Annotated in this window: 17 protein-coding genes; 6 read left to right on the forward strand and 11 right to left on the reverse strand. The window is 71.5% G+C overall.

The annotated features are described in order from the left end of the window. A partial coding sequence (locus A949_RS0104435; RefSeq protein WP_337463041.1) for an acyl-CoA thioesterase/bile acid-CoA:amino acid N-acyltransferase family protein occupies positions 1-1278 on the forward strand: 1278 nt, incomplete at its 5' end. 89 nt (positions 1279-1367) lie between these two features. Here A949_RS0104435 and A949_RS0104440 read toward each other — a convergent pair. Next, positions 1368-2756, reverse strand: a complete 1389-nt coding sequence (locus A949_RS0104440; RefSeq protein WP_019354804.1) for a metallophosphoesterase — start codon at positions 2754-2756, stop codon at positions 1368-1370. Between the two features lie 52 nt (positions 2757-2808). Continuing rightward, positions 2809-3048, reverse strand: coding sequence for an SCO4848 family membrane protein (locus tag A949_RS0104445; protein ID WP_026004335.1), 240 nt, complete (start codon positions 3046-3048; stop codon positions 2809-2811). Between the two features lie 484 nt (positions 3049-3532). Here A949_RS0104445 and A949_RS32470 point away from each other — a divergent pair, with 484 nt between their 5' ends. Beyond that, complete coding sequence (locus A949_RS32470; RefSeq protein WP_019354806.1) at positions 3533-4654, forward strand: D-alanyl-D-alanine carboxypeptidase family protein; 1122 nt, start codon at positions 3533-3535, stop codon at positions 4652-4654. Here A949_RS32470 and A949_RS0104455 read toward each other — a convergent pair. The 3 genes from A949_RS0104455 to trpS form a co-directional block, all read right to left on the reverse strand. Beyond that, the gene (locus A949_RS0104455; RefSeq protein WP_019354807.1) at positions 4560-5828 is read right to left on the reverse strand and encodes a YhjD/YihY/BrkB family envelope integrity protein; all 1269 of its coding nucleotides are present in this window, start codon (positions 5826-5828) and stop codon (positions 4560-4562) included. The genes A949_RS32470 and A949_RS0104455 overlap by 95 nt on opposite strands. Before the next feature lie 109 nt (positions 5829-5937). Continuing rightward, positions 5938-6621: a 2'-5' RNA ligase family protein gene (locus A949_RS0104460; RefSeq protein WP_019354808.1), complete on the reverse strand. Its 684-nt coding sequence runs from the start codon at positions 6619-6621 to the stop codon at positions 5938-5940. Positions 6622-6632: 11 nt separating this feature from the next. Next, a complete protein-coding gene (gene trpS / locus A949_RS0104465) occupies positions 6633-7646 on the reverse strand; it encodes a tryptophan--tRNA ligase (RefSeq protein WP_037705876.1) in 1014 nt (337 codons plus the stop codon). Positions 7647-7887: 241 nt separating this feature from the next. Here trpS and rocD point away from each other — a divergent pair, with 241 nt between their 5' ends. Further along, entirely contained in the window at positions 7888-9114 is a 1227-nt protein-coding gene (gene rocD / locus A949_RS0104470; RefSeq protein ID WP_019354810.1) for an ornithine--oxo-acid transaminase, read from the forward strand. 276 nt (positions 9115-9390) lie between these two features. On the opposite strand, the gene pdxR is transcribed toward rocD, so the two are convergent. Continuing rightward, positions 9391-10941 carry a MocR-like pyridoxine biosynthesis transcription factor PdxR gene (gene pdxR, locus A949_RS0104475; RefSeq protein ID WP_019354811.1) on the reverse strand — a complete coding sequence of 517 codons (1551 nt, stop codon included), beginning with the start codon at positions 10939-10941 and terminating at the stop codon, positions 9391-9393. Between the two features lie 46 nt (positions 10942-10987). Between pdxR and A949_RS0104480 the strand changes: the two genes are divergently transcribed. The 3 genes from A949_RS0104480 (at position 10988) to A949_RS32475 (ending at position 15999) form a co-directional block, all read left to right on the forward strand. Then, positions 10988-11461, forward strand: a complete 474-nt coding sequence (locus tag A949_RS0104480) for a carboxymuconolactone decarboxylase family protein (protein ID WP_026004336.1) — start codon at positions 10988-10990, stop codon at positions 11459-11461. Further along, positions 11461-12204 (forward strand): isocitrate lyase/PEP mutase family protein, encoded by a 744-nt coding sequence (locus tag A949_RS0104485; protein ID WP_019354813.1) that lies wholly within the window; start codon positions 11461-11463, stop codon positions 12202-12204. The genes A949_RS0104480 and A949_RS0104485 overlap by 1 nt, the downstream gene beginning before the upstream one ends. A gap of 618 nt (positions 12205-12822) precedes the next feature. Beyond that, a complete protein-coding gene (locus A949_RS32475) occupies positions 12823-15999 on the forward strand; it encodes an RHS repeat-associated core domain-containing protein (protein WP_019354814.1) in 3177 nt (1058 codons plus the stop codon). Between the two features lie 583 nt (positions 16000-16582). Here A949_RS32475 and A949_RS0104495 read toward each other — a convergent pair. The 5 genes from A949_RS0104495 to A949_RS0104515 all read right to left on the reverse strand — a co-directional run bounded on the left by A949_RS0104495 (position 16583) and on the right by A949_RS0104515 (position 24093). Then, entirely contained in the window at positions 16583-17545 is a 963-nt protein-coding gene (locus tag A949_RS0104495; protein WP_019354815.1) for a glycine betaine ABC transporter substrate-binding protein, read from the reverse strand. A gap of 67 nt (positions 17546-17612) precedes the next feature. Beyond that, positions 17613-19652: an ABC transporter permease gene (locus A949_RS0104500; protein ID WP_019354816.1), complete on the reverse strand. Its 2040-nt coding sequence runs from the start codon at positions 19650-19652 to the stop codon at positions 17613-17615. 52 nt (positions 19653-19704) lie between these two features. Next, positions 19705-20856: a quaternary amine ABC transporter ATP-binding protein gene (locus tag A949_RS0104505; protein WP_019354817.1), complete on the reverse strand. Its 1152-nt coding sequence runs from the start codon at positions 20854-20856 to the stop codon at positions 19705-19707. Then, entirely contained in the window at positions 20856-22436 is a 1581-nt protein-coding gene (locus A949_RS0104510) for a GMC family oxidoreductase (RefSeq protein ID WP_019354818.1), read from the reverse strand. Before A949_RS0104510 ends, A949_RS0104505 begins: the two co-directional genes overlap by 1 nt. 154 nt (positions 22437-22590) lie before the next feature. After that, complete coding sequence (locus A949_RS0104515; protein ID WP_019354819.1) at positions 22591-24093, reverse strand: aldehyde dehydrogenase family protein; 1503 nt, start codon at positions 24091-24093, stop codon at positions 22591-22593. Positions 24094-24330: the final 237 nt, after the last annotated feature.

Consider the following 24330-nt stretch of genomic DNA (forward strand, 5'->3'; position numbering starts at 1 on the left):
GTGCGGACGATGGGACGCATACGGATCGCACCGACGGCAACGGCAGTGGCCATGGCCCTCGCCGCGACGGCCTGCGGGGCGAGCGACCCCGCGAAGGCGCACCCGGAGCCGAAGCCGACCGGGCAGCACGGAGTGCGTTTCGCGGCGGACCACCCGGTCGCCCGCGCGGACGCGCCCGTGCATGTACGGCTCGAAGGAATCGCCCCGGGCACGAAGGTCAGCATCACCGCCGGGGCGAAGGACCGGCACGATCAGCGGTGGGCCGCGACGGTGCGGCGGACGGCGGACGAGAACGGCGCCGTCGACCTGGGCAGTGGTGGCACCGCGGACCTGCTGGAGCGCATGCTGCCGACCGGCGGCCGGGCGAAGAAGCTGATCGGCAGCGGCAAGGCGTTCTCGTACCATCCGGGCCCGCCCGGGCGGCAGCGCTCCTACTCGGTGCGGCTCACCGCCACCGCGCTGTCCGGGAGGGACAAGGGCGAGCGGGTGGCACGCCGCGACCTGGTCCGGCAGTGGCTGACGAAGGGCACCACGCACCGTGAACTGACCGTCGCCGGGGACAAGGTGGCGGGCGATCTCTATCTGCCGCCCGAAGGGCGGGGCGGCGACAGCGCGAAAGCCCCCGTGCTGGTGTTCGGCGGCTCGGAGGGCGGCAACTCCGGCACGTACACGGCGGCGCTGCTGGCCTCGCACGGGCACCCGGCGATGTCGGTGTGCTACTTCCGGTGCGGGAAGGATTCCGGGCGCCCGAACGGCATCGACGGCATCGATCTGGACTATTTCACGCGGGCCGGTCGGCTGCTCCGCAAGCAGCGGGGCGCCGATCCCGAGAAGCTGGCCGTGATGGGCAACTCGCGCGGCAGCGAGGCCGCGCAGCTGCTCGGGCAGCGGCGCCCCGAGGTGTTCCGCGACGTGCTCGCGTACGCGCCGTCGTCCAAGGTCAACGGCCCCTATCTGAGCGGCACCACCGCCTGGACCGATCACGGGGAGCCGATCCCGACCGGGCCGATCCCGCTGGACCGGGTGCGCGGCACGGTGCTCGCCGTCGCGGGCGGCAACGACAAGATGTGGGGTTCGGCCGCCTCGGCCGCCGCCATGGCGCGGCAGGGCGCGAAGAAGCTGGTGTATCCGGACGCCGGCCACCATGTGAACTGGTTCCCGTTGGGCCAGCCGGGCCAGGAGGGCGGACGGGACGGCGCCGTCGCCGCCACCGCGGCGGCGGACCAGGCGGCACGCGGCAGCTCCTGGCCGCGGGCTCTCGACCTGCTGGACAGCTGAGCGACGGCCCGCGCAGCGGACGGACGGCGACCCGCACCGCAGGCGGCCCGCACCGCAGGCGAGCCGCGGCCCGCGCGGCGCAACCCGCGTCAGGCCTGCTTCGCGGCGAGGGTGACGACGGTGATGTCCGAGTCGGCGCCGACGCGGACCGGCGGGCCCCAGGCGCCCGCGCCGCGGGTGACGTAGAGCTGGGTGTCGCCGTAGCGTTCGAGTCCGGCGACGGTCGGGTTGGCGAGCGCCGCGAGGTGGTTGCCGGGCCACAGCTGGCCGCCGTGGGTGTGGCCGGAGAGCTGGAGGTCGACGCCGTGGTCCACGGCCTCGTGGATCTGCACGGGCTGGTGCGCCATGAGCACGCAGGCCCGTTCGGTGTCCCGGTCGCGGAGCGCCCGGTCGAAGTCGGGTCCTTCGCCCTGGTCCTCGCCGGCGAGGTCGTTGACCCCGGCGAGGTCGAAGCCGGGCAGTTCGCGGCGGGTGTTCTCCAGCGGGTGGACGTTCAGCTCCCGCAGGTGGTCGATCCATGCGCGGGCGTCGCCGAAGTACTCGTGGTTGCCGGTCACGAAGAACGTCCCGTGCCGGGAGCGCAGCTCGCGCAGCGGCTCGGCTGCGGGGCCGAGGTGCGCGACGCTGCCGTCGACCAGGTCCCCGACGATGGTCACCAGGTCGGGCTGGGTGCCGTTGATGGCGTCGACGATGCGCCGGGTGTGGCCGCGGCCCAGGATCGGCCCGAGGTGGATGTCGCTGACGACGGCGACGCGGTAGCCGTGGGTGCGGCGGCCGAGCTTGGCCAGCGGGACGGTGACGTGCTTGAGGGTCGGCCCGTTCAGCACGCTGTAGGCGCCGGCCGCGGTGGTGCCGAGCCCGGCGGCGCCGGCTGTGACGGCGAGGGTGCGGGCGAGGAAGACGCGGCGGGAGGGTACGGGCGCGGCGAGGGGCACGGTGTGCGCGCCGTCGCCGGACGGCCCGGCGACGGCGGATCCGGTCGCACCGGCGTCCGCGGCGGCAGGGCCGGCCTCCGGGGCGGCGGGACCGGCGTCCGCCGGGACGGCCGTCCCGGCCGACGGGGACGGGCCGCCCGCGGGGGTGACCGGCTCCGCGACGCGCGCCGACTCCTGCACGGCCGGGGCCGGCTCCGCGGCCGGGGCCTGGACCGACCGGGCCCTTCCCCAGGGGGTGCGCCGCAGGACGAACCGCACCAGTTCTCCGGCGAGCAGCGCCAGGGTCAGGTAGAGCAGGCAGGCCAGCCACAGGAAGCCCGGCCAGGCGAGTATCTGCTCCACCAGGAAGGGGGCACCGGCCCGGCCGGACACGAGCGCCCCGAGGGTGGTGACCGGCAGCAGCACCGCCAGCACGGTGCCCAGGCGGCGCCACAGGCTGCCCGGCGCGGACACGTCGCGTACGAAGCGCCGCCACAGGTACAGGTGCGTACCGGCCAGCAGGCCCAGCACGACGAGCCCGATCAGTACGAACACAGCCGCCATGTCAGTCGTCCCTCCCCCTCGTCTCCCCCGCTCACCGGATTCCGCGCCCGCCTCAGGTGCGCCGGGCCGCCCGCAGTCCGCGCAGTCCGAGCACGCCGATGGCCGTTCCCAGCAGGAACGAGGTGATCGCCAGCAGCAGGTGGACCCAGAAGTAGCCCGTGGGCGCACCGGCGTCGTCGAAGGCCAGTCCGCTGCTGTCCTTCCAGAGATTCTTGACGAAGGTGATCCACACGAACCAGGACCAGACGCCGAAGGCGAGCAGGAACCAGGAGACGCGCCGGGAGAGCACCAGCCCGGTGCGCCGCCTGGCCGGGGACTCCGGCTCCGGCTCCGGGCCGGGGTCCGCGGTGGGCGGGGTGGTGGAGGCGTCGCGCATGATGTCCAGTATGGCCGGTGTGCCGTCGGGGGCTTCCGGGCGCCCCCCTGGAAGGCCCGCGGGATGGTCCGCGGCGGGCCGGTGTGCCGCCCCCACACCCCATTGGCCTACGGCACTGGGCGAGTTGGGCTACTTGAACCCGTGGTTGGCGGGCCTCGGCGTCCCCGGCGCGCCGATGGGCCTGTACGTTCGCAGGGTGCCCATTTCTTCGCATTATTCAGCTCCCGCCGCGCGCCCGTGCCCGCGCGGCACCGCGCGCACGCGGCGTACGGCGGCGCGCGGTGGCCTCGCGTCCGCCGCCCTGGCCCTCTGCCTGCTGGCTGCCGCGGGCGCCCAGCCCTCCTACGCGGAGGAGAACGAGCCGGGCGGCAGGCCCGCCGAGCCGAAGCCTCCCGCGCAGATGTCGACCATCGGCGGCGAGCAGCTGGGCCGGCCGGGCACCCAGGTGAATCTGAAGGAGGGCGCGCCCGAGCTGCCCGAGAAGCTCTCGGGGCGTTCATGGATCGTCTCGGACGCCGAGTCGGGCAGGGTGCTGGCCGCGCACAACGCGCACTGGCGGCTGCCTCCCGCCAGCACGCTGAAGATGCTCTTCGCCGACACGGTGCTGCCCAAGCTGCCGAAGGACCGCAGCCACAAGGTGGTCCCGTCGGACCTGGAGGGGATGGGCGAGGGCAGCAGTCTCGTCGGGGTGAAGGAGGGCGAGTCGTACACGGTGCACGACCTGTGGCTCGGCGTCTTCCTGCGGTCGGGCAACGACGCGGTGCACGTGCTCTCGGCGATGAACGGCGGCGTGCCGAAGACGGTCCGGGAGATGAACGAGAAGGCCCGGGCGCTGCACGCGGACGACACCAAGGTGCTCAGCCCAGACGGCTACGACCACGAGGGCCAGGTCTCCTCCGCCTACGATCTGACGCTGTTCGCGCGCTCCGGGCTGCAGAACGAGGAGTTCCGCGAGTACGCGGCCACCGCCACCGCGAAGTTCCCCGGCGAGACGAAGAAGGACAAGAAGACCGGGAAGACCAAGCGCGGGAGCTTCCAGATCCAGAACACCAACCGCCTGCTGACCGGCGACGTCGGTGTCGACCCCTACCCGGGCATCGCGGGTGTCAAGAACGGCTTCACGACGAACGCGGGCAACACCTTCACCGGCGTCGCGCAGCGCGGCGACCGGGTACTGCTGGTGACGGTGATGCACCCGGACACGAAGGAGACGCACAGCGTCTACAAGGAGGCCGCCAAGCTGCTGGACTGGGGCTTCGACGCCGACGGCAAGGTCGAGCCGGTCGGTCTCCTGGCGGCGCCCGGTGACGCGACGAACGGCGGGGGCGCCCCGGCGGGCAAGGACGGCGAGGCGGGCGGCTCGGGAGCCCGCGCCGCCGCGCACGCCGCCGACAAGCCCTCCGGCGGGGCCGGCACTGCGCTGGGCATCACAGCCGGTGTTCTGGTCGTCCTGGCTCTGGTGGCGTACGGGGTGCACCGTCGCTGGCCTCTTCCGGAGCTGGCCCGCCGCCGTCGCGGGTGACGTCCGCGCCACCGGTGGCGTGCCGGCCGCCGGTGGCTTCCGGGTCCGTGCTGCCTCCTGCGGTGGTGTCCGGGCCCGTACTGCCGTCCGCGGCGGCGGCCGGATCGTCCTGGCCGGTGCTGTCGGTACCCGCGGCGGGCTCCTTCTCGCCGGGGGCCGCCGCACCGCCGAGGGCCGCCGCACCGCCGGGAGCGGCCTCGCCGCCTCCGGCGCCCTCCTCGCCTTCGGGAGCCGCCCCGCCGCCGTCGGCGGTCTCCTCGTCGGGTGAGTCCTCACCGCTCGCGGCCAGGTCCCTGATCGGCTGCCGGTCCTCGGGGCCTCCGTCGGGCGCCGGGGCCGTGGCCGTCCAGGCCGCACAGTAGAGCAGCAGCTTGGTCATGAAGCTGATCCACAGCAACAGCGCGATGGGGACGCCGAAGGCGCCGTAGAGGTTCTTGGCGGCGACCTGCTGCAGGTAGCCGCCGAGCAGCAGCTTCAGCAGTTCGAAGCCGACCGCGCCCTGGAGGGCGGCCGCCACCGTCGCGCGGCGCGGGGGCCGCACCCGGGGCAACAGGGTGAGGACGTACCACAGCAGCAGGAAGTCGGCGGCGACGGCCGCGGCATAGGCGGCGGTGCGCAGCAGCACCGTGCCCACTCCGCCCTCGGCCAGCTCCAGGCGCTCGGCGACGCGGGTGACGGCGGTCACGGCGAAGGCGGAGCCGCCGAAGGAGACCAGCCCGACGACGCCGAGGCCCAGCAGGATGCCGACGTCGACCGCGCGGCGCACGACGAGGTTGCCGGGGTCCTCCTCCAGGTCCCACATGGCCCGCAGGCTCTCGCGCAGCACCCCGACCCAGCGGCCGCCGGTGAGCAGCAGCAGTCCGCCCGCGATGCCGCCGACGGTGCCCGCGTTGTCCACCAGGGACTGGAGTTCCAGCTGGTCGGAGATGCCGGGCACCTGCTCGGTCAGGGTGTTCTGGAGCCGGGTCATCTGGCCGTGCGAGAGCAGCGCGGCCGCCACGGCCGCGCCCACGGCGAGCATCGGGAACAGCGCGAGGAAGCTGTTGAAGGTGATGGCGGCGGCGAGCCGGGTCCACTTCCGGCTGTCCAGGTGCTCGTAGATCCGCCAGAGCCGGGTGGCGCGGAGCCGGGCGAGGGACGAGCCCACGATCGGCAGCTTCGTCAGTCTTTCCACACCAGCCACCTGCCCCGCCCCGTGCACTCCAGCCGTCACCGGACGGTATCGCGTACCGCAGGCCCCGGGCGCGCTGCCCTGCTCGGCGTTGCCCGTCCGGGGGAGGCGGTCAGAGCGTGGCGGGCGGGCGGGCCGAGCGCCGCTGGTACGGCGGGCGGCAGGTCCCGGACGGGAGGGTGACCTCGAAGGTCGGGGAGGCCTCCACCCCCGGGCCCTGCGGATGGCCGGATCCGGCTGCGGGGCCCGGGCCGGCGCTCGGGTGCTGCGCGAACGGGAACTCGCGCTTGAGCCGCCACACCTGGTCGGCACCCTGCTCGTAGAGGGCGAACCCGGCGGCCGTCCAGGCGCACTCGAAGTCGGCCAGCTCCCGGTGGGCGCGGTCCATGGCGGGCTCCGGGATGCCGTGCGCGACCGTCACATGCGGGTGGTACGGGAAGTGCAGGACTCGGTCGAGCGGGCCCTGCGGGTCGCGGACCTGCTCCTGGAGCCGGGAGCAGGCCGTGGCGCCTTCCACGACCTGGACGAAGACCACCGGTGAGAGCGGCCGGAAGGTGCCCGTACCGGAGAGCCGCACCGGGAAGGCCCGTCCGGCCAGCGCCACGGCCGCCAGGTGCGCCTCGATCTCCGGCCGGGCCGCGGCGGGCACCTCGGTGGGCGGCAGCAGCGTGATGTGGGTGGGGATGCCATGGGCGGCGGCGTCGCCGAAAGAGGCCCGCCGGTCCTGGAGCAGTGTGCCGTACGGCTCCGGGACAGCGAGCGATACGCCGAGGGTGACGGTCGCTCCCGCGCCCATAGGTTCTCCCTTCACTGCCTGCCGGGCACGAGGCCCACCTTGTCGTACACGGTCCGCAGCGTCTCGCTCGCCACGGCCCTGGCCTTCTCCGCGCCGTCGGCCAGGATCTTGTCCAGCGCCGCCGGGTCGTCCATGAATTCCTGCGTCCGGGTGCGGAACGGTGTCACCCAGTCCGTGACGATCTCCGCGAGGTCCGTCTTCAGCGCACCGTAGCCCTTGCCCGCGTACTTATCCTCCAGTTCCTGGATTCCGGAACCGGTGAGCGTGGCGTAGATCGTCAGCAGGTTGCTGATGCCGGGCTTCTTGTCCTGGTCGAACCGGATGACGGTGTCGGTGTCGGTGACCGCGCTCTTGATCTTCTTCGCGGTGGTCTTCGGCTCGTCCAGCAGCTCGACGAGCCCCTTGGGGGTGGACGCCGACTTGCTCATCTTGACCCCGGGGTCCTGGAGGTCGTAGATCTTCGCCGTCTCCTTGAGGATGTACGCCTCGGGGACGGGGAAGGTGGCGCCGTACCGCCCGTTGAAGCGCTCGGCGATGGTGCGGGTCAGCTCCAGGTGCTGGCGCTGGTCCTCGCCGACCGGGACCTGGTGGGCCTGGTAGACCAGGATGTCCGCGACCATCAGCGCCGGGTAGGTGAACAGCCCGACGCTGGTGTGGTCGGTGCCCTGCTTGGCCGACTTGTCCTTGAACTGCGTCATGCGCGCGGCCTCGCCGAACCCGGTGAGGCACTCCACGATCCAGCTCAGCTGGGTGTGCTCGGGGACGTGGCTCTGCAGGAAGAGGGTGCACCGCTGCGGGTCCAGTCCGGCGGCCAGGAGCTGCGCCGCGGCCAGCCGAGAGTTGTCGCGCAGGTCGGCCGGGTCCTTGGGGATCGTCAGGGCGTGCAGGTCGACGACCATGTAGAAGGCGTCGTGGGTCTCCTGGAGGGCCACCCACTGGCGCACGGCACCGAGGTAGTTGCCGAGATGGAACGAACCGGCAGTGGGCTGGATACCGGACAGCACACGAGGACGATCATTGACCATGCCGTCATTCTCTCAGGTGTCCGGACCGGCCGGTGCCCCCGTCCCGGGTGACCTGGGGCACGGGAGAGATCCGCGGGAGCACGCGGGCCGGGCACGGAGTCACGGGGGCTCACGGCCCGGGCCGGGGGCGCGCGGAGGAACCGATCGGGCGCTCCCGCACCCACCGCCTGCCGAGGGACGATAGAAAGGTGCAGCCCCACCGGGCAGGTACGCCGGTTTGCACGGAGGAACGGAGACGACGATGTCGACGCAGCCCACCCTCTCAAGCGCCTCGAGCGCGCAGAGCATCGCCACAGCGGAGGCTCACAGCGCGCACAACTACCATCCGCTCCCTGTCGTCATCGCCACCGCGGACGGCGCGTGGGTGACCGACGTCGAGGGCCGCCGCTATCTCGACATGCTGGCCGGTTACTCGGCGCTGAACTTCGGCCACCGCAACCCGCGCCTGATCGAGGCGGCCAGGACCCAGCTGGACCGGGCGACCCTCACCTCCCGCGCCTTCCACAACGACCGCTTCGCGGACTTCGCCGCGCAGCTCGCGGAGCTGTGCGGCATGGAGATGGTGCTGCCCATGAACACCGGCGCCGAGGCGGTGGAGACCGCGGTCAAGACGGCGCGCAAGTGGGGCTACCAGGTCAAGGGGGTCCCCGACGGGCAGGCGAAGATCGTCGTCGCCGACAACAACTTCCACGGCCGCACCACGACGATCATCAGCTTCTCCACCGACGAGGAGGCCCGAGCCGACTACGGGCCGTACACACCGGGCTTCGAGATCGTCCCCTACGGCGATCTCGCGGCGCTGGAGGAGGCCGTCGACGCGCACACGGTGGCCGTCCTCCTGGAGCCGATCCAGGGCGAGGCGGGCGTCCTGGAGCCCCCGCCCGGGTACCTCGCCGGGGTCCGTGAGCTGACCCGCTCCCGCGGGGTGCTGTTCATCGCCGACGAGATCCAGTCCGGCCTCGGCCGCACCGGCGCCACCTTCGCCTGCGAGCAGGAGGGCGTCGTCCCCGACATGTACGTGCTGGGCAAGGCGCTGGGCGGCGGCGTGGTGCCCGTCTCGGCCGTCGTCTCCACCCGCGAGGTGCTGGGCGTCTTCCGCCCCGGCGAACACGGCTCGACGTTCGGCGGCAACCCGCTGGCCTGCGCGGTGGCGCTGGAGGTCCTGGACATGCTGCGCAGCGGCGAGTACCAGCAGCGCGCCAAGGATCTGGGCGAGCACCTGCACCGGGAGCTGCGCGAGCTCCCGACCACGGCCGTCCGCGAGGTCCGCGGGCGCGGCCTGTGGGCGGGTGTCGACATCGACCCGTCGTACGGCACCGGCCGCGAGATCTCCGAACGGCTGCTGGCCCGCGGGGTGCTGGCCAAGGACACCCACGGCTCCACCATCCGGCTGGCCCCGCCGCTGTGCATCTCCCGGGAGGACCTGGACTGGGGCCTGGACCAGCTCAGGTCCGTGCTCACGAGCTGACCCCGCCGCCGGGTCGACTGACACGGCCCGCACGGCACGGCGCCGCCGCCCGGCCCCTCCGGGCGGCGGCGCCGTGTGCGTCGCGGGTGACTCCCGGCGTGCCACTGTCCCGCTTCGCGGGGAGGCAGCCGAAGCCGGGCGCGGCGCGGAGCCTGCCGGCAGCGCGGCCCCGCGCCACGGCCCCGGCTACCCGTCGTCGCAGACCCCGAGCCGGAGCCCCCGGCTGTGCGCGATGCGCAGGACGCACAGCTCCACCAGCAAGGCGACGCTGGAGCGCTACAGCCGTCCCCCGGAGTGACAGGCGCGCGCCAGCGCCCCGCACAGGGCGTCCAGTGCGGCGGTGCAGGCGTGTTCGGGCGGGGTGCCGTAGCCGACCACCAGGGCCGGATCCGGCGGCGGCTGGGCGGGGGCCGCCGGGTGCCGGAAGGCGGACAGCGGGTCGAGGGCGACCCCGGCGCGGTGCAGCGCGCGCAGGGTGTCCTCCTCCGTCGTGCCCGGCGGCAGCCGGAGGAGGGCGTGCAGGCCCGCGGCGATACCGGTGGCGCGCACCTCGGGGACGCGGGCGGCCAGTCGGCCGACGAGCCGGTCGCGGCGTGCGCGGTAGCGCTGCCGCATGGCGCGTACATGGCGGTCGTAGGCGCCGCTTTCCAGGAAGTCGGCGAGCGTGAGCTGGTCGAGGGCGCCGGTGGTCCACTCCGCGGGTGTCTTCGCCGCCAGCACCGCCTCCACGAGGTGGTCGGGCAGCACCATCCAGGCCAGCCGCAGAGCCGGCGCCAGGGCCTTGCTGGCGGTGCCCAGATGGACGACCCGGTCGGGGTCGAGCCCCTGCAAAGCCCCCACGGGCTCCCTGTCGTACCGGAACTCGCCGTCGTAGTCGTCCTCCAGCACCAGCCCGCCGGTCCGCCCGGCCCAGTCCACGACCGCCGCCCTGCGGTCGGGATGCAGCGGGACGCCGACCGGGTACTGGTGCGCGGGGGTGAGCAGCACGGCGCGGACGTCGGCGAAGCGCGGATCGGAGTCCAGCAGCGGGGTGCGGGCGCCGTGCGCGTCCACCGGCAGCGGACGGGTGCGGCCCGGGGCGGATTCCAGCAGTTCGCGGTGGAAGGGCAGCCCGTACTCCTCGACGGCCGGCTCCGCCGGCACCGCGCGGGCCAGCAGCGCCAGCCCCTGCCCGAACCCGGCGCACACCACGATGCGTTCCGGCGCCACGCGCACCCCGCGGGACCGGGCCAGGTAGTCGGCGAGGGCCCGCCGCAGCTCCGCGGTGCCGCGCGGATCGCCGTGCGAGAAGGCGGCCGCGGGCGCGGCGGTCAGCGCGCGGCGCGCCGAGGCCAGCCAGGCCGGGCGCGGGAACGCCGAGACGTCCGGCGCCCCGGTGCGCAGATCGTGCCGGGGGCGCTCGGCCCAGCGCCGGTACCGCGAGAGCACACCGCTTTCGGCGCCGTCGGTCCGGGGCGGGGTGCGCGGACGGCCGGGCGGCAGCGGCTCCGCGCGCTCGGCCACCCGGGTGCCCGACCCCTGCCGCGCCGACAGCCACCCCTCCGCGACGAGTTCGGCGTACGCGGCGGCGACCGTGTTGCGGGCCAGCCCGAGGTCGGCGGCGAGCGCACGGGAGGACGGCAGCCGGGTGCCCGGGGTGAGCCGTCCGCTGCGGACCGCGTCGCGGAGGGCGGCCAGCAGGGCTGCGCGGGGCCGGTGCGTGCCGGAATCGCCGGTCGGGCCGAGAGCCAGGTCCAGGTGGAGGTCGCTGCCGGTGCGGGGCGTGCGGGATGCGCGAGATGCCCGGGAGCCGTCCCCGGAAGAAGAATTGGCCCACGAATCTGCCATGGAAGTGGACCATACATCTGAACCACTTCCGCATAGGCTCGCAGCCATGACGACGACACCGCGGATGGACATCTGGCAGACCGCACCCCGGATGATGAAGGGCATGTACGCCTTCCAGGAGGCCGCCTCGGCGGCGGGACTCGAACCCGTGATCGGCGAACTGGTCAAGATCCGCGCCTCGCAGATCAACCGCTGCGCCTACTGCCTGGACATGCACCTCGCCGACGCCCGCAAGCAAGGCGAGTCGCAGCTGCGGCTGGACCTGCTCGCCGCCTGGGAGGAGAGCGGCGACCTGTTCACGGAGCGGGAGCGGGCCGCACTCGCCCTGACGGAGGCCGTCACCGAACTGACGGACGGCTTCGTGCCGGACGCGGTGTACGCGCGCGCCGCCGCGCACTTCGAGGAGGCCGAACTCGCGGCGCTGATCGGGCAGATCGTGGCCATCAACGCCTGGAACCGGTTCAACGTGACCGTGCGGGGCCTTCCGCAGAGCCTGCGGGACGGCGGTCGGGCCGCCTGATGGACACCGCGGACCACGCTGCGGCCGCGGCCGCCCGGTTCCGCCGGCTGCACCACGACCGGAAGCCGGGCGAGGCGCTGGTGCTGCCCGGCGCCTGGGACCCGGCCTCCGCACAGATCTTCGCCCAGGCGGGGTTCTCCGCGCTGGCCACCCCCAGCGCCGGGGTGGCGGCCTCGCTCGGACACGAGGACGGCGCGTGCCCCGCCGACGAGATGTTCGCCGCCGTCGCCCGGATCACCCGCGCCGTCACCATCCCGGTGAGCGCGGACATCGAACGGGGATACGGGCTGCCCCCGACCGAGATCGCCGCCCGCCTCCGCACCGCCGGGGCCGTCGGCTGCAACCTGGAGGACTCGGCGGACGGAGTGCTGCTGCCGACCGGGGACCAGGCCGGCTTCCTGGCGGACGTACGGGCCGCACTGGGCTCCGCACCCTTCCTGAACGCACGGATCGACGTCTACATCCGGGGCGCCGCGGAGCCGCTCGCGGAAGCCCTGGCACGGGGCAGCGCCTACGTCGCGGCCGGCGCGGACGGGGTGTACCCGATCGGCGCGCCGACGGAGGACCTCGCGGTCCTCGCCCGCGCGCTGCCGGTGCCGGTCAACGCGCTGGCCCAGGAAGACGGCCCCCACCCCGCGGAGCTGGCCGCCGCCGGTGCCGCGCGGGTCACCTTCGGCGGCGGCCTCGCGGCCCGCGCCTACGCGGGCGTCCAGGCCCTCGCGGACCGCCTGCTCGCCTCCTGACGCCGGGCGCCCCCCTTCGCGGGGGCGCCGCAACGGACGGTGTTGCGGCGATCTCCTCTCGCGTCCGTCCCGATGCGCTGAGGACCACGGACGAAGTTGGCGCTTGCCGCACCCAACTCCTTCCGCAGCAGGCCCGAAAAGGCTCCGGAGCGCGGCGCGGATGTCAGCCGCCACAGCAGCTCTCGCGGAGTGCGAGGCGACGTTCCCGCGATGCGCACTCCGCCCACTGACATCGCGCAGGGGCTGTACAGCAGACCCGGATCGTTCCCCCCTCGGTATGCAACTCCGCGTCTGTTGTCTGTGAGCAAAAATTTCCGAGCGGAATGTGTGCGCCCTCTGGATCTGAGTCGCCACGGTGTGGAACCGTCGCAGGCGCTTCCGGCCAGAGCGGTCGGGGGCATGATTCCCAGGGGGAAGATGCTGTTACGTGCTTCGGGCACGTCCATGTGGCGTGCCCGAAAACAGTCCAGACGTTCCGTCACTGCCGCGATCGCCCTGCTGGCGGCTACCGCGACCGGCGCGGCGGCGCTTCCGGCCACCGCGAGTGCCGCGGCCCCGGCGAAGGGAGCGCCGGGGTCGGCGTGGGGCACGAGCCGGCCGGACGCAAAGGTCCCGCCGGTGAAGGTGGGAGAGACCGAACCGGCCGCCAACGAGGATGAGGCCGAGCCCTCCCCGGAGGTGGCGGCCTGGCGCAAGGCGCAGCAGGAACGCGCCGATCGGCCGTCCGGCGCCACCGAGGAGAAGAAGACACGAAAGTCCGCAGCGGCCGCGTCCGAGGTCGTACCGGCAGGACAGGGGGACGTTCCCTGGCACGAGATATCCGACTTCCGGATCACCGACTCCCTGGTGGCCCGGGTCAACTACTCGACCGGCAACCTGATGCTGGCGGCGACCGACTTCGACATCTCCGGCGTCGGCCGGAGACTGCAACTCACCCGCACGTACAACTCGCTCGACGCCCCCTGGGGCAGAATGTCGCAGCGCTGGTGGCAGGGGTATGAGCGCTACCTGCACCTCGCCGACGACGAGGTCGTCCTCTACGGCAAGACCGGCGAGAGTCTCCGTTTCGCCAAGGACGGCGACGCGTACACCACGCCCAAGGGCTACTCCGAGGATCTGGAGAAGAACTCGGACGGCACCTACACCCTCACCGACCGCAAGTCGGGCGTGAAGGACACCTACAACGAGTACGGCAGTCTGACGAAGATCACCGACAGGAACCACGGCGAGATCACCGTGGCCCAGCACGACGAAGACGGCGAGAACAAGGGCTTCAAGCTCACCGGCAAGCGTTCGGGGCGCTGGATCGACCTGGTGAAGACGGACGCCTCGCAGTGGCAGGCCAAGGACCACACTGGCCGCACCGCCGTCTTCGACCTCAACAGCGCGGGCGACCTGGCCAAGACCACCGACACCGAGGGAAAGACCACCACCTTCGGCTACGACTCCTCCCGCCGTCTGACGAGGATCACCACGCCGGAGGGGCGGGTGACGGTCTTCACCTACGACGACCGGAACCGGGTCACCTCCATACTGCGGGCCACCCACTTCAACGGTGACGAGCACGCGGGCCCCACCTACCGCTACAGCTACACCGCCGACGCCCCGGACAAGGCGGGCACCACAACCGTCACCGACCCGCTGGGCGACGCGACCGAGTACGAACACAACAGCGACGGCGAGGTCTCCGAGGTCACCGACCCGCTGGGGCACCACCGTTCCCGCACCTATGACGCCAACCGCAACCTGGCCACCGCCACCGACGCGATGGGCACCGGCGGCAACCCGGGCAACGTGACCGCCTACGGGTGGGACGGGCGCAACAACCCGACCTCGGCCACGCTGCCCACCGGCGCGACCAGTTCCCTGACCGGCTACCAGACCATCGCCGGGGCCGACCTGCCCGGCACGGTCAAGATGCCCGACGGCCAGGAGACGGAGTACTCCTACGACACCAAGGGCAACACCACCTCCGTCGCGGTATCCGGCGACGGCGGCGGCGAGCGCACCATGGACTACAACGAGACCGACCCGGACTGCGGGGGTTTCGAGGGCCAGGTGTGCTCGGCGACAGACGAGCGGGACAAGAAGACGAAGTTCTCCTACGACGACCACGGCAACCTGACCGAGGCCGACCCGCCCTCCCCGATGGGTGAGACGACCTACACCTATGACGAGAAGGGCCGCCCGGCCACCGTCACCGACGGGCGCGGCACCGAACTCACCTACAGCTACGACCAGCGCGACCGGGTCACCAAGGTCACCGGCCCCTCCAAGACGGTCACCTACCACTACGACGGGGACGGCAACCTGCGCCAGCGCGACGACAGCACCGGTGTGGTCAAGTACGCCTTCGACCCGCTGTCCCGTGAGACCGTGCGCACCCTCCAGGACGGCTCCCAGACGGTGCTGACCTACACCGCCGACGGCAACGTCGCCTCGTACGAGGACCCCGGCGGCACCACCCGGTACCGCTACGACGCTGCCAACCGCCTCACCGACCTGACCGCGCCCGACGGCAAGAAGACCACCTACGGGTACAACAACAACGACACCCGCACCTCCACCACCTACCCCGGTGGCACCGAGCAGGCCATCACGGTGGACAAGTCGAACCGTCCCACCCGGATCAAAGCCACCCACGGTGACACGACACTGGTCGACCTGTCCTACACCTACAGCTACGCCTCGGGCGGCAGGACGGTCGACGGCACGAAGTTCCGCACCGTCACCGACGCCGTGGACGACCTGAAGCGCACCCACACCTACGACAGCGCGGGCCGCTTCTCCTACGCCGAGGAGACCAAGGACGGCGAGCGGAACAACTCCTGGCAGTACTGCTACGACCCGGCGGGCAACCTCACCTCACAGGGCATCACCGAAGGCTGCCCCCGCGGTACCACCTACGACTACAACGACGCCGGACAGATCACCCAGAAGAACGGCGACTACTCCGGCTGGTCCTACGACCGCGCCGGCAACGAAACCTCCGGCGCCCCCACCCCGCAGACCGCCCGCACCGAGGGCACCTGGTCGGAGTTCTCCCAGCTCACCTCCACCACCGTGGGCGGGAAGACCTACGACGGCCAGTACGCCTCCACGGACAACAGCGAGCGCGTCAAGATCGGTGCCACCTACTTCCACCACGGCCCCCTCGGCCTCTCAGCCACCAGCACCGGCGGCCAGGACACAGGATTCGTCCGCGAAGCGCCGGGCACGCTGAATTCCGTGACGAGGGGCGGGAAGAGCTACTACTACCTGACCGACGCGCTCGGTTCCACGGTGGCGATGGTCGACGAGCAGGGGAAGAAGACAGCCTCGTACTACTACAGCCCCCGCGGTGTCACCGTCGCCGACGAAGACGACGGCAAGGGCCAGCCCTACCGCTTCGCCGGCACCTACCAGGACGCCACCGCGATGTACCACATGGGCGCCCGCTACTACGACCCCCGCATCGGCCGCTTCACCCAACCCGACCCCTCCGGCCAGGAAAAGAACCCCTACCTCTACGCCGAAGGCGACCCGGTCAACCGCATCGACCCTGGAGGGCTTCTCGATATTCCAGGAGCCGTGGGCAAGTTTCAGGATGCAATGGATTTGGTCAGCGTAGGAAAAGACCTGGCTTCCGGAGACTTCACAGAGGCAGCCAAGGGTTCTGCAAGTTTCACCGCTGGCTTCGTCGTCGGCACAGTGTGCACGGCAGCCACCGGCCCCGAGACGGGCTTCGTCTCATCCGTCGGCTGCTTTGCGGCCGGAGCCAACACCAGCACCCTAGTGGAAAGCTGGCTATCCTAGAGAAGGGAAATAAATGCCACGGCCGGACCCCCCGCCTTCAATGCGGAGAGCAATGCTTCAAGTGTTTCTGGCATTCGCACTCCTGTATGTCATCTGGTTCCTGGTTGCCGTGACCACCGGGGGTGACATTCTCTCTTCCCTCAGCGCACCTCTGATTCTGGTACCCCCGGGCCTCGGAATTGCCTGGGTGCGCTATCGGAACCTCAAACGCGACTGAGGAACCAGGGTGAGCAATTCCAGAGCAAGGCGGGCGAGAGCGTAAATCTGATCTCGAATCAGGCACAGCAGGTCGACACTCGTGGTTGATCGACCTGGCCTGTACCGGACCGAACCTGGTCCGGAGCACACGTGCGGAAAGGATCCGAGGGATGCGGCTAGGGGATTCTAAGGGGGCTCCGCCCCCTTAGCGGGGGGGCCGAAAACAACTGGGGCGTGCCCCCACAACGCAAACGCACTCCGCGGAGGGGATCCGACCCCGCGAACACGCCCCCGCGAAGGGGAACGCACCGGCCCCCGCGACGACAAGCGTCGCGGGGGCCGGTAGTGCGTGCGGCAGCGGCGACAGCCGCGCCGCGGTGCGGGATCAGTCCTTGGGGATCCACTTCTCCCACGTGGACTTGTTGTCCTTGATCCACTTGGCGGCGGCGTCCTCGGGGTCCATCTTCTTTCCGGCGATCATTCCGGCGACCTCGTTCTGGTCCTTGGTGGACCAGTGGAAGTTCTTGATGAACTCGGCGGCCTTGCTGTCACCGTTCGCGAAGTCCTTGTTCATGAACTTCTCGAGCTGGTTGGTCTCGTAGCCGCACTTGGCCTTGGACTCGGGGATCTCGCAGCCCTTGGTGTACTTGGGCAGCGGCACCTCGACCAGGTCGATCTTCTCGTTCATCCACTGCGGCTCCCACCAGTAGGTGAGGAACGGCTTCTTGGCGTCGTAGAGCCGCTTGAGCTCCTTCAGCTGGGCCGCTTCGGCGCCGGAGGGGATGTGCTTGAACTTGAGCCCGAGGTTCTTGATGAGGGCCTTGTCGTGCTGCGAGTAGGACGGGGCGGCACCGATGAAGTGGCCCAGGTCGCCGCTCTCGGAGGTCCTGAAGTCCTTGTAGTGCTTGTTGAGGTTCTTGTAGCTCTTCAGGATGTCGGGGTGCTTGTCGGCGTAGTACTTCGGCACGAACCAGCCGATGTGGCCGACGACGCCGAGGTCGCCGCCGGAGACGACGGTCTTCTTCTCCTCGACGTACTTCTTCTGCTTCTTCGGGACGCCGTGCCAGTCCTCGAGGATGACGTCGGCCTTGCCGCTGTTGAGCGCGTCGAAGGCGACGGGCTCGTCCATCTGCTTGGCCTCGACCTTGACGTCCATCTCGTCCTCGAGGAGCTTCTTGACGACGGCCGCGTTGGCGGTGGCACCCACCCAGGACGGCTCGGCGAGGACGACCTTGTCGTCGCCGCCGCCGCCGGCCTTGGTGTCGGCGGCGCAGCCGGTGGTGAGGGCGAGCACGCCCAGCAGGCCGACGCCGGCCACTCCGATGGTGCTTACGCGCTTGATTCTCATGCGAATTTCTCTTTCCTGTGGGACGGGGTGGGGGGACCCGTCGGGGGGATCTCGGGGGACGGAGGTCTCAGTCGCGGTTGCGCTTCGCGGCCGGCTGGGACAGGCGGTCGAGCATGATGCCGAGGCAGACGATGGCGATGCCGGCGGGGAAGCCCTGCGACAGGTCGCCCTTCGACAGGCCGCGGACCACCATGTAGCCGAGTGCGCCGCCGCCGATGAGGCCGGCGACGACGACCATCGACAGCACCAGCACGACGCCCTGGTTGAGGGCGACCAGCATGGAGTTCCTGGCCAGCGGCAGCTGTACGCCGAACAGTTGCTGCCTGCCGGTGGCTCCCAGCGAGTTGGACGCCTCCATGGCGGCCGGGTCGACGTGGCGCAGTCCCTGTGCGGTGATGCGGATGACCGCGGGTGCCGCGTAGATGACCGCGGCGAGGATGCCACCGGTACGGTTCTGGCCGACCAGCGCGATCACCGGGATCAGGTACACGAACTGCGGCATCGTCTGCATGGTGTCGAGCACCGGCCGCATGAGCTTGTCCACCCGTTCGACGCGGGCGCACAGCACGCCGACGAGCACGCCGACGACGACGGTGAGCAGCAGGCCCGCGAGCACCTGCGAGAGGGTGTCCATGGCCACGTTCCACAGCCGCATCCAGCCGATCAGGGCCAGGCAGACCACGCCGGTGAGGGCGGCGCGCCAGGTGCCGACGATCCAGCCGATCACGGCCACGAGCAGGGCCAGCGCCCACCAGGGGGTGGTCTGCAGACCATTGCGCAGCGGGTTGAGGACGATCTCGGTGAAGCCCTCGGCCCAGGTGATGGTGCCGCCCAGGACGGGGATGCCGGAGCCCAGGTGGTCGGTGAACCAGTTGACGGCCGAGTCGATGGAGTTGGTGAAGTCGACGACCCAGTTCTCGGGCCACTCGTCTCCGGCGACGGCGGTGCCGATCGCGGCGAAGAGGGCGGTGAGTGCGGCGATGCCGCCCCAGACGACGATCCGCAGCTGTGCGGCGGCGCGGGAGAAGCTCGTGGTGGCGACGTCGTCGATCCGCTCGCCGGCCGCGGCCGTGGTGCGGTCCAGCAGTACGGCCAGCAGCACGACGGCGACACCGGCGACCAGCGCGTCACCGTTCTTCAGCGCGCCGAGGGCCTCGTAGACCTCGGAGCCCAGGCCGCCGGCGCCGATCAGCGACGCGAGCACGACCATGGACAGACACATCATGATCGTCTGGTTGAGGCCCAGCATCATCTGCTTGCGGGCCAGTGGCAGCCGGGCGGTCAGCAGCCGCTGCCGGGCGTCGGCGCCCAGCGAGGTGGCCGCCTCCAGCGCGGTCGGGTCGGCCTGGCGCAGGCCGAGCGAGGTGAGGCGGGCCATCGGCGGCGCCGCGTAGATCACCGTCGCGATGAGCGCGGACGGGACGCCGATGTCGAACATCAGCACCAGCGGCAGCAGGTAGGCGAACGCCGGCATGACCTGCATGGTGTCGAAGACGGGCCGCAGGATCTTCTCGAAGCGGTCGGAGACTCCGGAGGCCAGGCCGAGCAGGGCGCCGAGGAGGGCGGCGAGGATGATCGAGACGATCATCAGCGCCAGCGTCTCCATCGTCGGTTCCCACACGTCCAGCACCCCGCACACCACGAAGACCGCGAGTGCCGTGCCGCCGGTGCGCAGCGCGCGCCGGGAGAGGTCGGCGCCGCCCGCGGCCCAGGCGATCAGGGTGCCGACGACGATGACGCCGACGTAGCTCATCGACTCCAGCAGGCTCAGCAGCGTGTCGTACGACGCCTGCGCGAAGTTGCTGATGTGCAGCAGGAAGTACAGGAAGATCCAGTGCGATTCGCGGTTGTCGACGAGCCAGTTGTCCAGGTCGTTGAGCGGCGACTGCACATCGGCGGTCAGCGAGCGCGGCCAGGTGCCGGCGCCGGTGACCAGGGCGCTGACCACGACGACCAGGATCGCGACCAGCAGGGCGAGGGTCTTGGGGTTGCCGAGGAAGCGGGCGAGCGCCGAGGGCGCTGCGGCTTCCTGCGGGGCCTCGGCGGGCTCCTTCGGGGCGGGCGCGGGGTTCGCGGCCTCGTCCTTGGTGAGGGTCGGGGAGCTCATATCAGCCCCCCGCCGGTATGGACCGCCTCCGCGGTGCTGTGGCGTGTGGCGCTCATACGGCTGCCACCTCCCGTTCCGTGCCGTCCTCGGGAGCGGCGTCCTCGGGGTCGGCGTCCTTGTCGAGCCCGGCGACGACGATCAGCAGGCTCGCGTGGTCGACGACGCCGAGCAGCCGGCCGTCCTCGACGACGCGGCAGTGCTCGCCGGTGCGGGCGACGGTCTCGATCGCGGTCGAGACGAGGGTGTCGGGGGCGACCTCGGTGCCGGTCTCCGCCTCGGCGCCCTCGGCGGGGCGCATCGCGCGGCGCACCGAGATGACCTGCTCGCGGGGGACGTCGCGGACGAAGTCGCGGACGTAGTCGTCGGCCGGGTTGGCGACGATCTCCTCGGGGGTGCCGAGCTGGACGACCTCGCCGTCGCGCATCAGGGCGATGCGGTCGCCCAGGCGCAGCGCCTCGGACAGGTCGTGGGTGATGAAGACCATCGTGCGGCCCTCTTCGTGGTGCAGCCGGATGACCTCTTCCTGCATGTCGCGGCGGATCAGCGGGTCCAGCGCGCTGAACGGCTCGTCGAAGAGCAGCACTTCGGGGTCGACGGCCAGTGCGCGGGCGAGGCCGACGCGCTGCTGCTGGCCGCCGGAGAGCTGGCCGGGGCGGCGCTCGCCCAGTCCGTCCAGGCCGACCTTGGCGACCATCTCGGCGGCGCGTTCGCGCCGTTCGGTCTTGCCCATGCCCTGGATCTCCAGGCCGTAGGCGACGTTGTCCACGACGGTGCGGTGCGGGAGCAGACCGAAGTTCTGGAACACCATGGAGGCCCGGTGCCGACGCAGTTCGCGCAGCGCGTCGGCGCCCATGCCGATGACGTCCTCGCCGTTGAACTCCAGCGCGCCGGCGGTGGGTTCGATCAGCCGGGTCAGGCAGCGCACCAGGGTGGACTTGCCGGAGCCGGAGAGGCCCATGACGACGAAGACCTCGCCCTGGTGCACGTCGAAGGAGACGTCGCGGACGGCTGCGGTGCAGCCGGTCTGCTCGCGCAGTTCGCTCTGCGAGAGTCCGGCGTGGGAGGCGTCGTGGGGGATCCGGTCGGCCTTGGGGCCGAAGACCTTCCACAGGTTGCGGACGGAGATGGCGGGGCCCGCCTGGTCGCCGTGCTCGTGCGCGTTCTCGTGCTCGCCGGCTGCCGTGGCTTCAGCGGTCTCGGACATCAGGCAACACCTCCCGGTGCCGTAGTCGCTTGTTTGTCGGTCTGCGTGGGTCGGATGAGGTCGACCGCCTTCTCGCCGAGCATCAGCACCCCGATCATCGGGTTGACGGCGGGCATGGTCGGGAAGACGGAGGCGTCCGCGATGCGGATGCCCGTCAGGCCGCGTACGCGCAGCCGGGGGTCGACGACGGCGAGCGCGTCGTCCTCCGCGCCCATCCGGCAGGTGCCCGCCGGGTGGTACACGGTGTGCGCGGCCTTGCGCACCAGCTCGCTGATCTCCTCGTCGTCGGTCACCTCGGGGCCGGGGAAGACCTCCCGCTTGAGCCACTTGGCGAACGGCTCGGCCTGGGCGACCTTGCGGGCGAGTTTGATGCCGTCGACGAGCGTCCGGCCGTCGTAGTCGAAGCCGTTCTCGTCGGGCTCGAAGTACTTGAAGTCGAGCGCGGGCTTGACCTCGGGGTCGGCGGAGGTCAGGTAGACCCGGCCGCGGCTGCGCGACTTGGGGATGTTGGGGGTCATCGACACGCCGTGCTCGGGGCGTTCGTAGCCCAGTCGCTCGGGGTTGTCGGTGAAGGGGATCTGGTAGAAGTGGAACATCAGGTCGGGGCCCTGGTGCTCCGGGTCCCGCTTGACGAACAGGCCCGCGTCGGAGTCCATCGCCGAGTTGTCCGGGATCGGTCCGTCGGTCTCCCACACGATCACCGACTCGGGGTGGTCGATGAGGTTCTCGCCGACGCCCGGCAGGTCGTGGACGACGGGGATGCCCAGCTCCTGGAGGTCCTCCCGGCGGCCGACGCCCGAGTGCATCAGCAGCCGCGGGGTGTCCACGGCGCCCGCGCACACCAGCACCTCGCGGCCGGCGGTCAGCAGTCGCTCCGCCCCGTCCTTGCCGCGCACGTGCACGCCGCTGACGGTCTTGCCGTCGGCGCCGCCGATCTCCAGCTTGTACGCCCACGTCTCCAGCAGGATGTGCAGGTTGGGGCGGTCGCCGGCCTCGATGTGCGGGTGCAGGTAGGCGACGGAGGCGGAGGAGCGCTTGTTGTCCTCCGGGTGGTAGGAGAGGTCGAAGAAGCCGACGCCCTCCTCGAAGGGCCGGTCGTTGAAGCCGACGACCTCGGGAAGGCCGAGGGCCTCCTGCGCGGCGTCGATCCAGTCCTGCGCGATCTCGTTCTGGTCCTTCTTGGCGACCCGCACCACGTTGTTGCGCAGCTTGCCGAAGTAGGGCTCCATGGCCTGGGCGCCCCAGCCGGTGGCGCCCGCCGCCTCCCACTCGTCCCAGTCGGAGGGCAGCGGCTTGAAGGAGATCAGGGTGTTGTGCGACGAGCAGCCGCCGAGCACCTTGGCGCGGCTGTGCAGGATGTGCGAGTTGCCGCGGGGCTGCTCGGTGGTCGTGTACTCGTAGTCGAGCTCCCCGCCCAGCAGGCCCAGCCATTTGCGGAGGGTGAGGACCTCGGGCCGGTCGATGTCCGAGGGGCCGCCTTCGATGAGGGCGACGGTGACGTCCGGGTCCTCGGCGAGCCGCGAGGCGATCACCGATCCGGCCGTCCCACCTCCGACGATCACATAGTCATAGCTGGGCATAGGGGTGCTGCTCCTTGAGAACTTTCCGGCGAGGGGGCGGGCGGTTGGTACGGGTGCGCCGCGGCGGCTCGACCGGTCGAGCCGCCGTCGCGCTCTGTTCGGGGTTCGGGGCGCGCGGTGGGAGGGGGCCGGTGGCCGGGCTCCGTTGCCCGGCTCAGCCGGCGAACCAGCGGACCGGGGCAGGCCGCAGGTTCTCGTACACGTGTTTGGTCTCGCGGTACTCGGCCAGCCCGTGGGGGCCCAGCTCACGGCCGATGCCGGACTTGCCGAAGCCTCCCCACTCGGCCTGCGGCAGGTACGGGTGGAAGTCGTTGATCCAGACCGTGCCGTGGCGCAGTCGCGCGGCAACCCTGCGCGCGCGAGCGGTGTCGCCCGAGAAGACGGCGCCCGCGAGGCCGTACTCGGTGTCGTTGGCCAGCGTTACAGCTTCGTCCTCGGTGCTGAAGCTCTCTACCGTCAAGATTGGGCCAAAGGTCTCCTCGCGGATGACCCGCATCCCGCGGTGGCAGTTGTCCAGCACGGTCGGCGCGTAGAAGAAGCCGCCCTCGGGCCGCACCTCGGACGGCTGCGGGCGCTCCCCGCCGCACCGCAGCTCGGCGCCCTCGGCGAGCGCCGAGGCGACGTAGTCCTCGGTCTTCTCCAGCTGCTGCCGGGAGACCAGGGGGCCGCACTCGACGCCTTCCTCGGTACCCCGGCCCAGCTTGATGCGCTGCGCGCGGGCGACGAGCTCGGCGACGAAGCGGTCCTTGACGGACTCCTCGACGATCAGCCGCGCACCGGCCGAGCAGACCTGGCCGCTGTGGATGAAGGCGGCGTTCAGGGCCTGGTCGACGGCGGTGTCGAAGCCCTCCTCGGTGGCGCAGGCGTCGGCGAAGACCACGTTGGGGTTCTTGCCGCCGAGCTCCAGGGCGACCTTCTTGGCGCCGGCGACGGCGGCGGCGCCGGCCTTGGTGCCGCTGACGAGTCCGCCGGTGAAGGAGAAGAGGTCCACGTCCGGGTGCTCGGCCAGGCGCTGGCCGACGGGCAGGCCCGCGCCGGTGACGATGTTGGCGACCCCGGCCGGGGCACCGGCCTCGATCACCAGCTTCACCAGGTGGACGGTCGAGAGCGGGGTGACCTCGCTGGGCTTGATGACGAAGGTGTCGCCCGCCGCCAGCGCCGGGGCGACCTTCCAGCTCGCCTGGAGCAGGGGGTAGTTCCAGGGGGTGATCATGGCGCAGACGCCGACGGGTTCGTGCACGACCACGCTGTGCACATCCGGGCTGCCGGCGTCCACGACCCGGCCGCCGGACTCGTTCATGACCAGGTCGGCGAAGTAGCGGAACGCGTTGGTGACGTCGTCCACGTCCACCCGGCCCTCTTCGAGGGTCTTGCCGGTGTCCCGGGACTCGGTCAGTGCGATCTGCTCCCGGTCCCGCTGGAGGAGGTCGGCGACGCGGCGCAGCAGCGCGGCGCGCTCCGCGGTGGGCGTGTGCGGCCAGGGGCCCTCGTCGAACGCGCGGCGGGCCGCGGCGACCGCCGCGTCGGTGTCCGATGCGTCGCCCTCGGCGACGACGGCGAGCGTGGTGGCGTCCGCGGGGTCCAGCACCTCCCGGGTGCCGCCGGCTGCGGCCGTGCGCCACGCGCCATCGATGTGAATGCTCTCCAGAACGGACACCTTCGGTACTGCCTTCCGTTACTTACTGCTTTCTCCGGGGCGACCCCGGTGCCCCGTTGGGGGCTTTTGCCACAACCCTGGGTAGATGGCAATCGGGAACCCTGCCCCGTTCTTCCGGTTGCATGTCCAGAAGGCGTCCCCAAGTGGCCTTCATCACGGGTCGAAGTGCGGCACCCCCCTGCGGACCGTACGGTGAGTAGGTCTTTGTCCGTATTTGGCGGCCCGGTGCGCCGGCAC

Origin of the sequence: Streptomyces sp. AA1529, from assembly GCF_000280905.1 — a bacterium.
Lineage (GTDB): Bacteria > Actinomycetota > Actinomycetes > Streptomycetales > Streptomycetaceae > Streptomyces.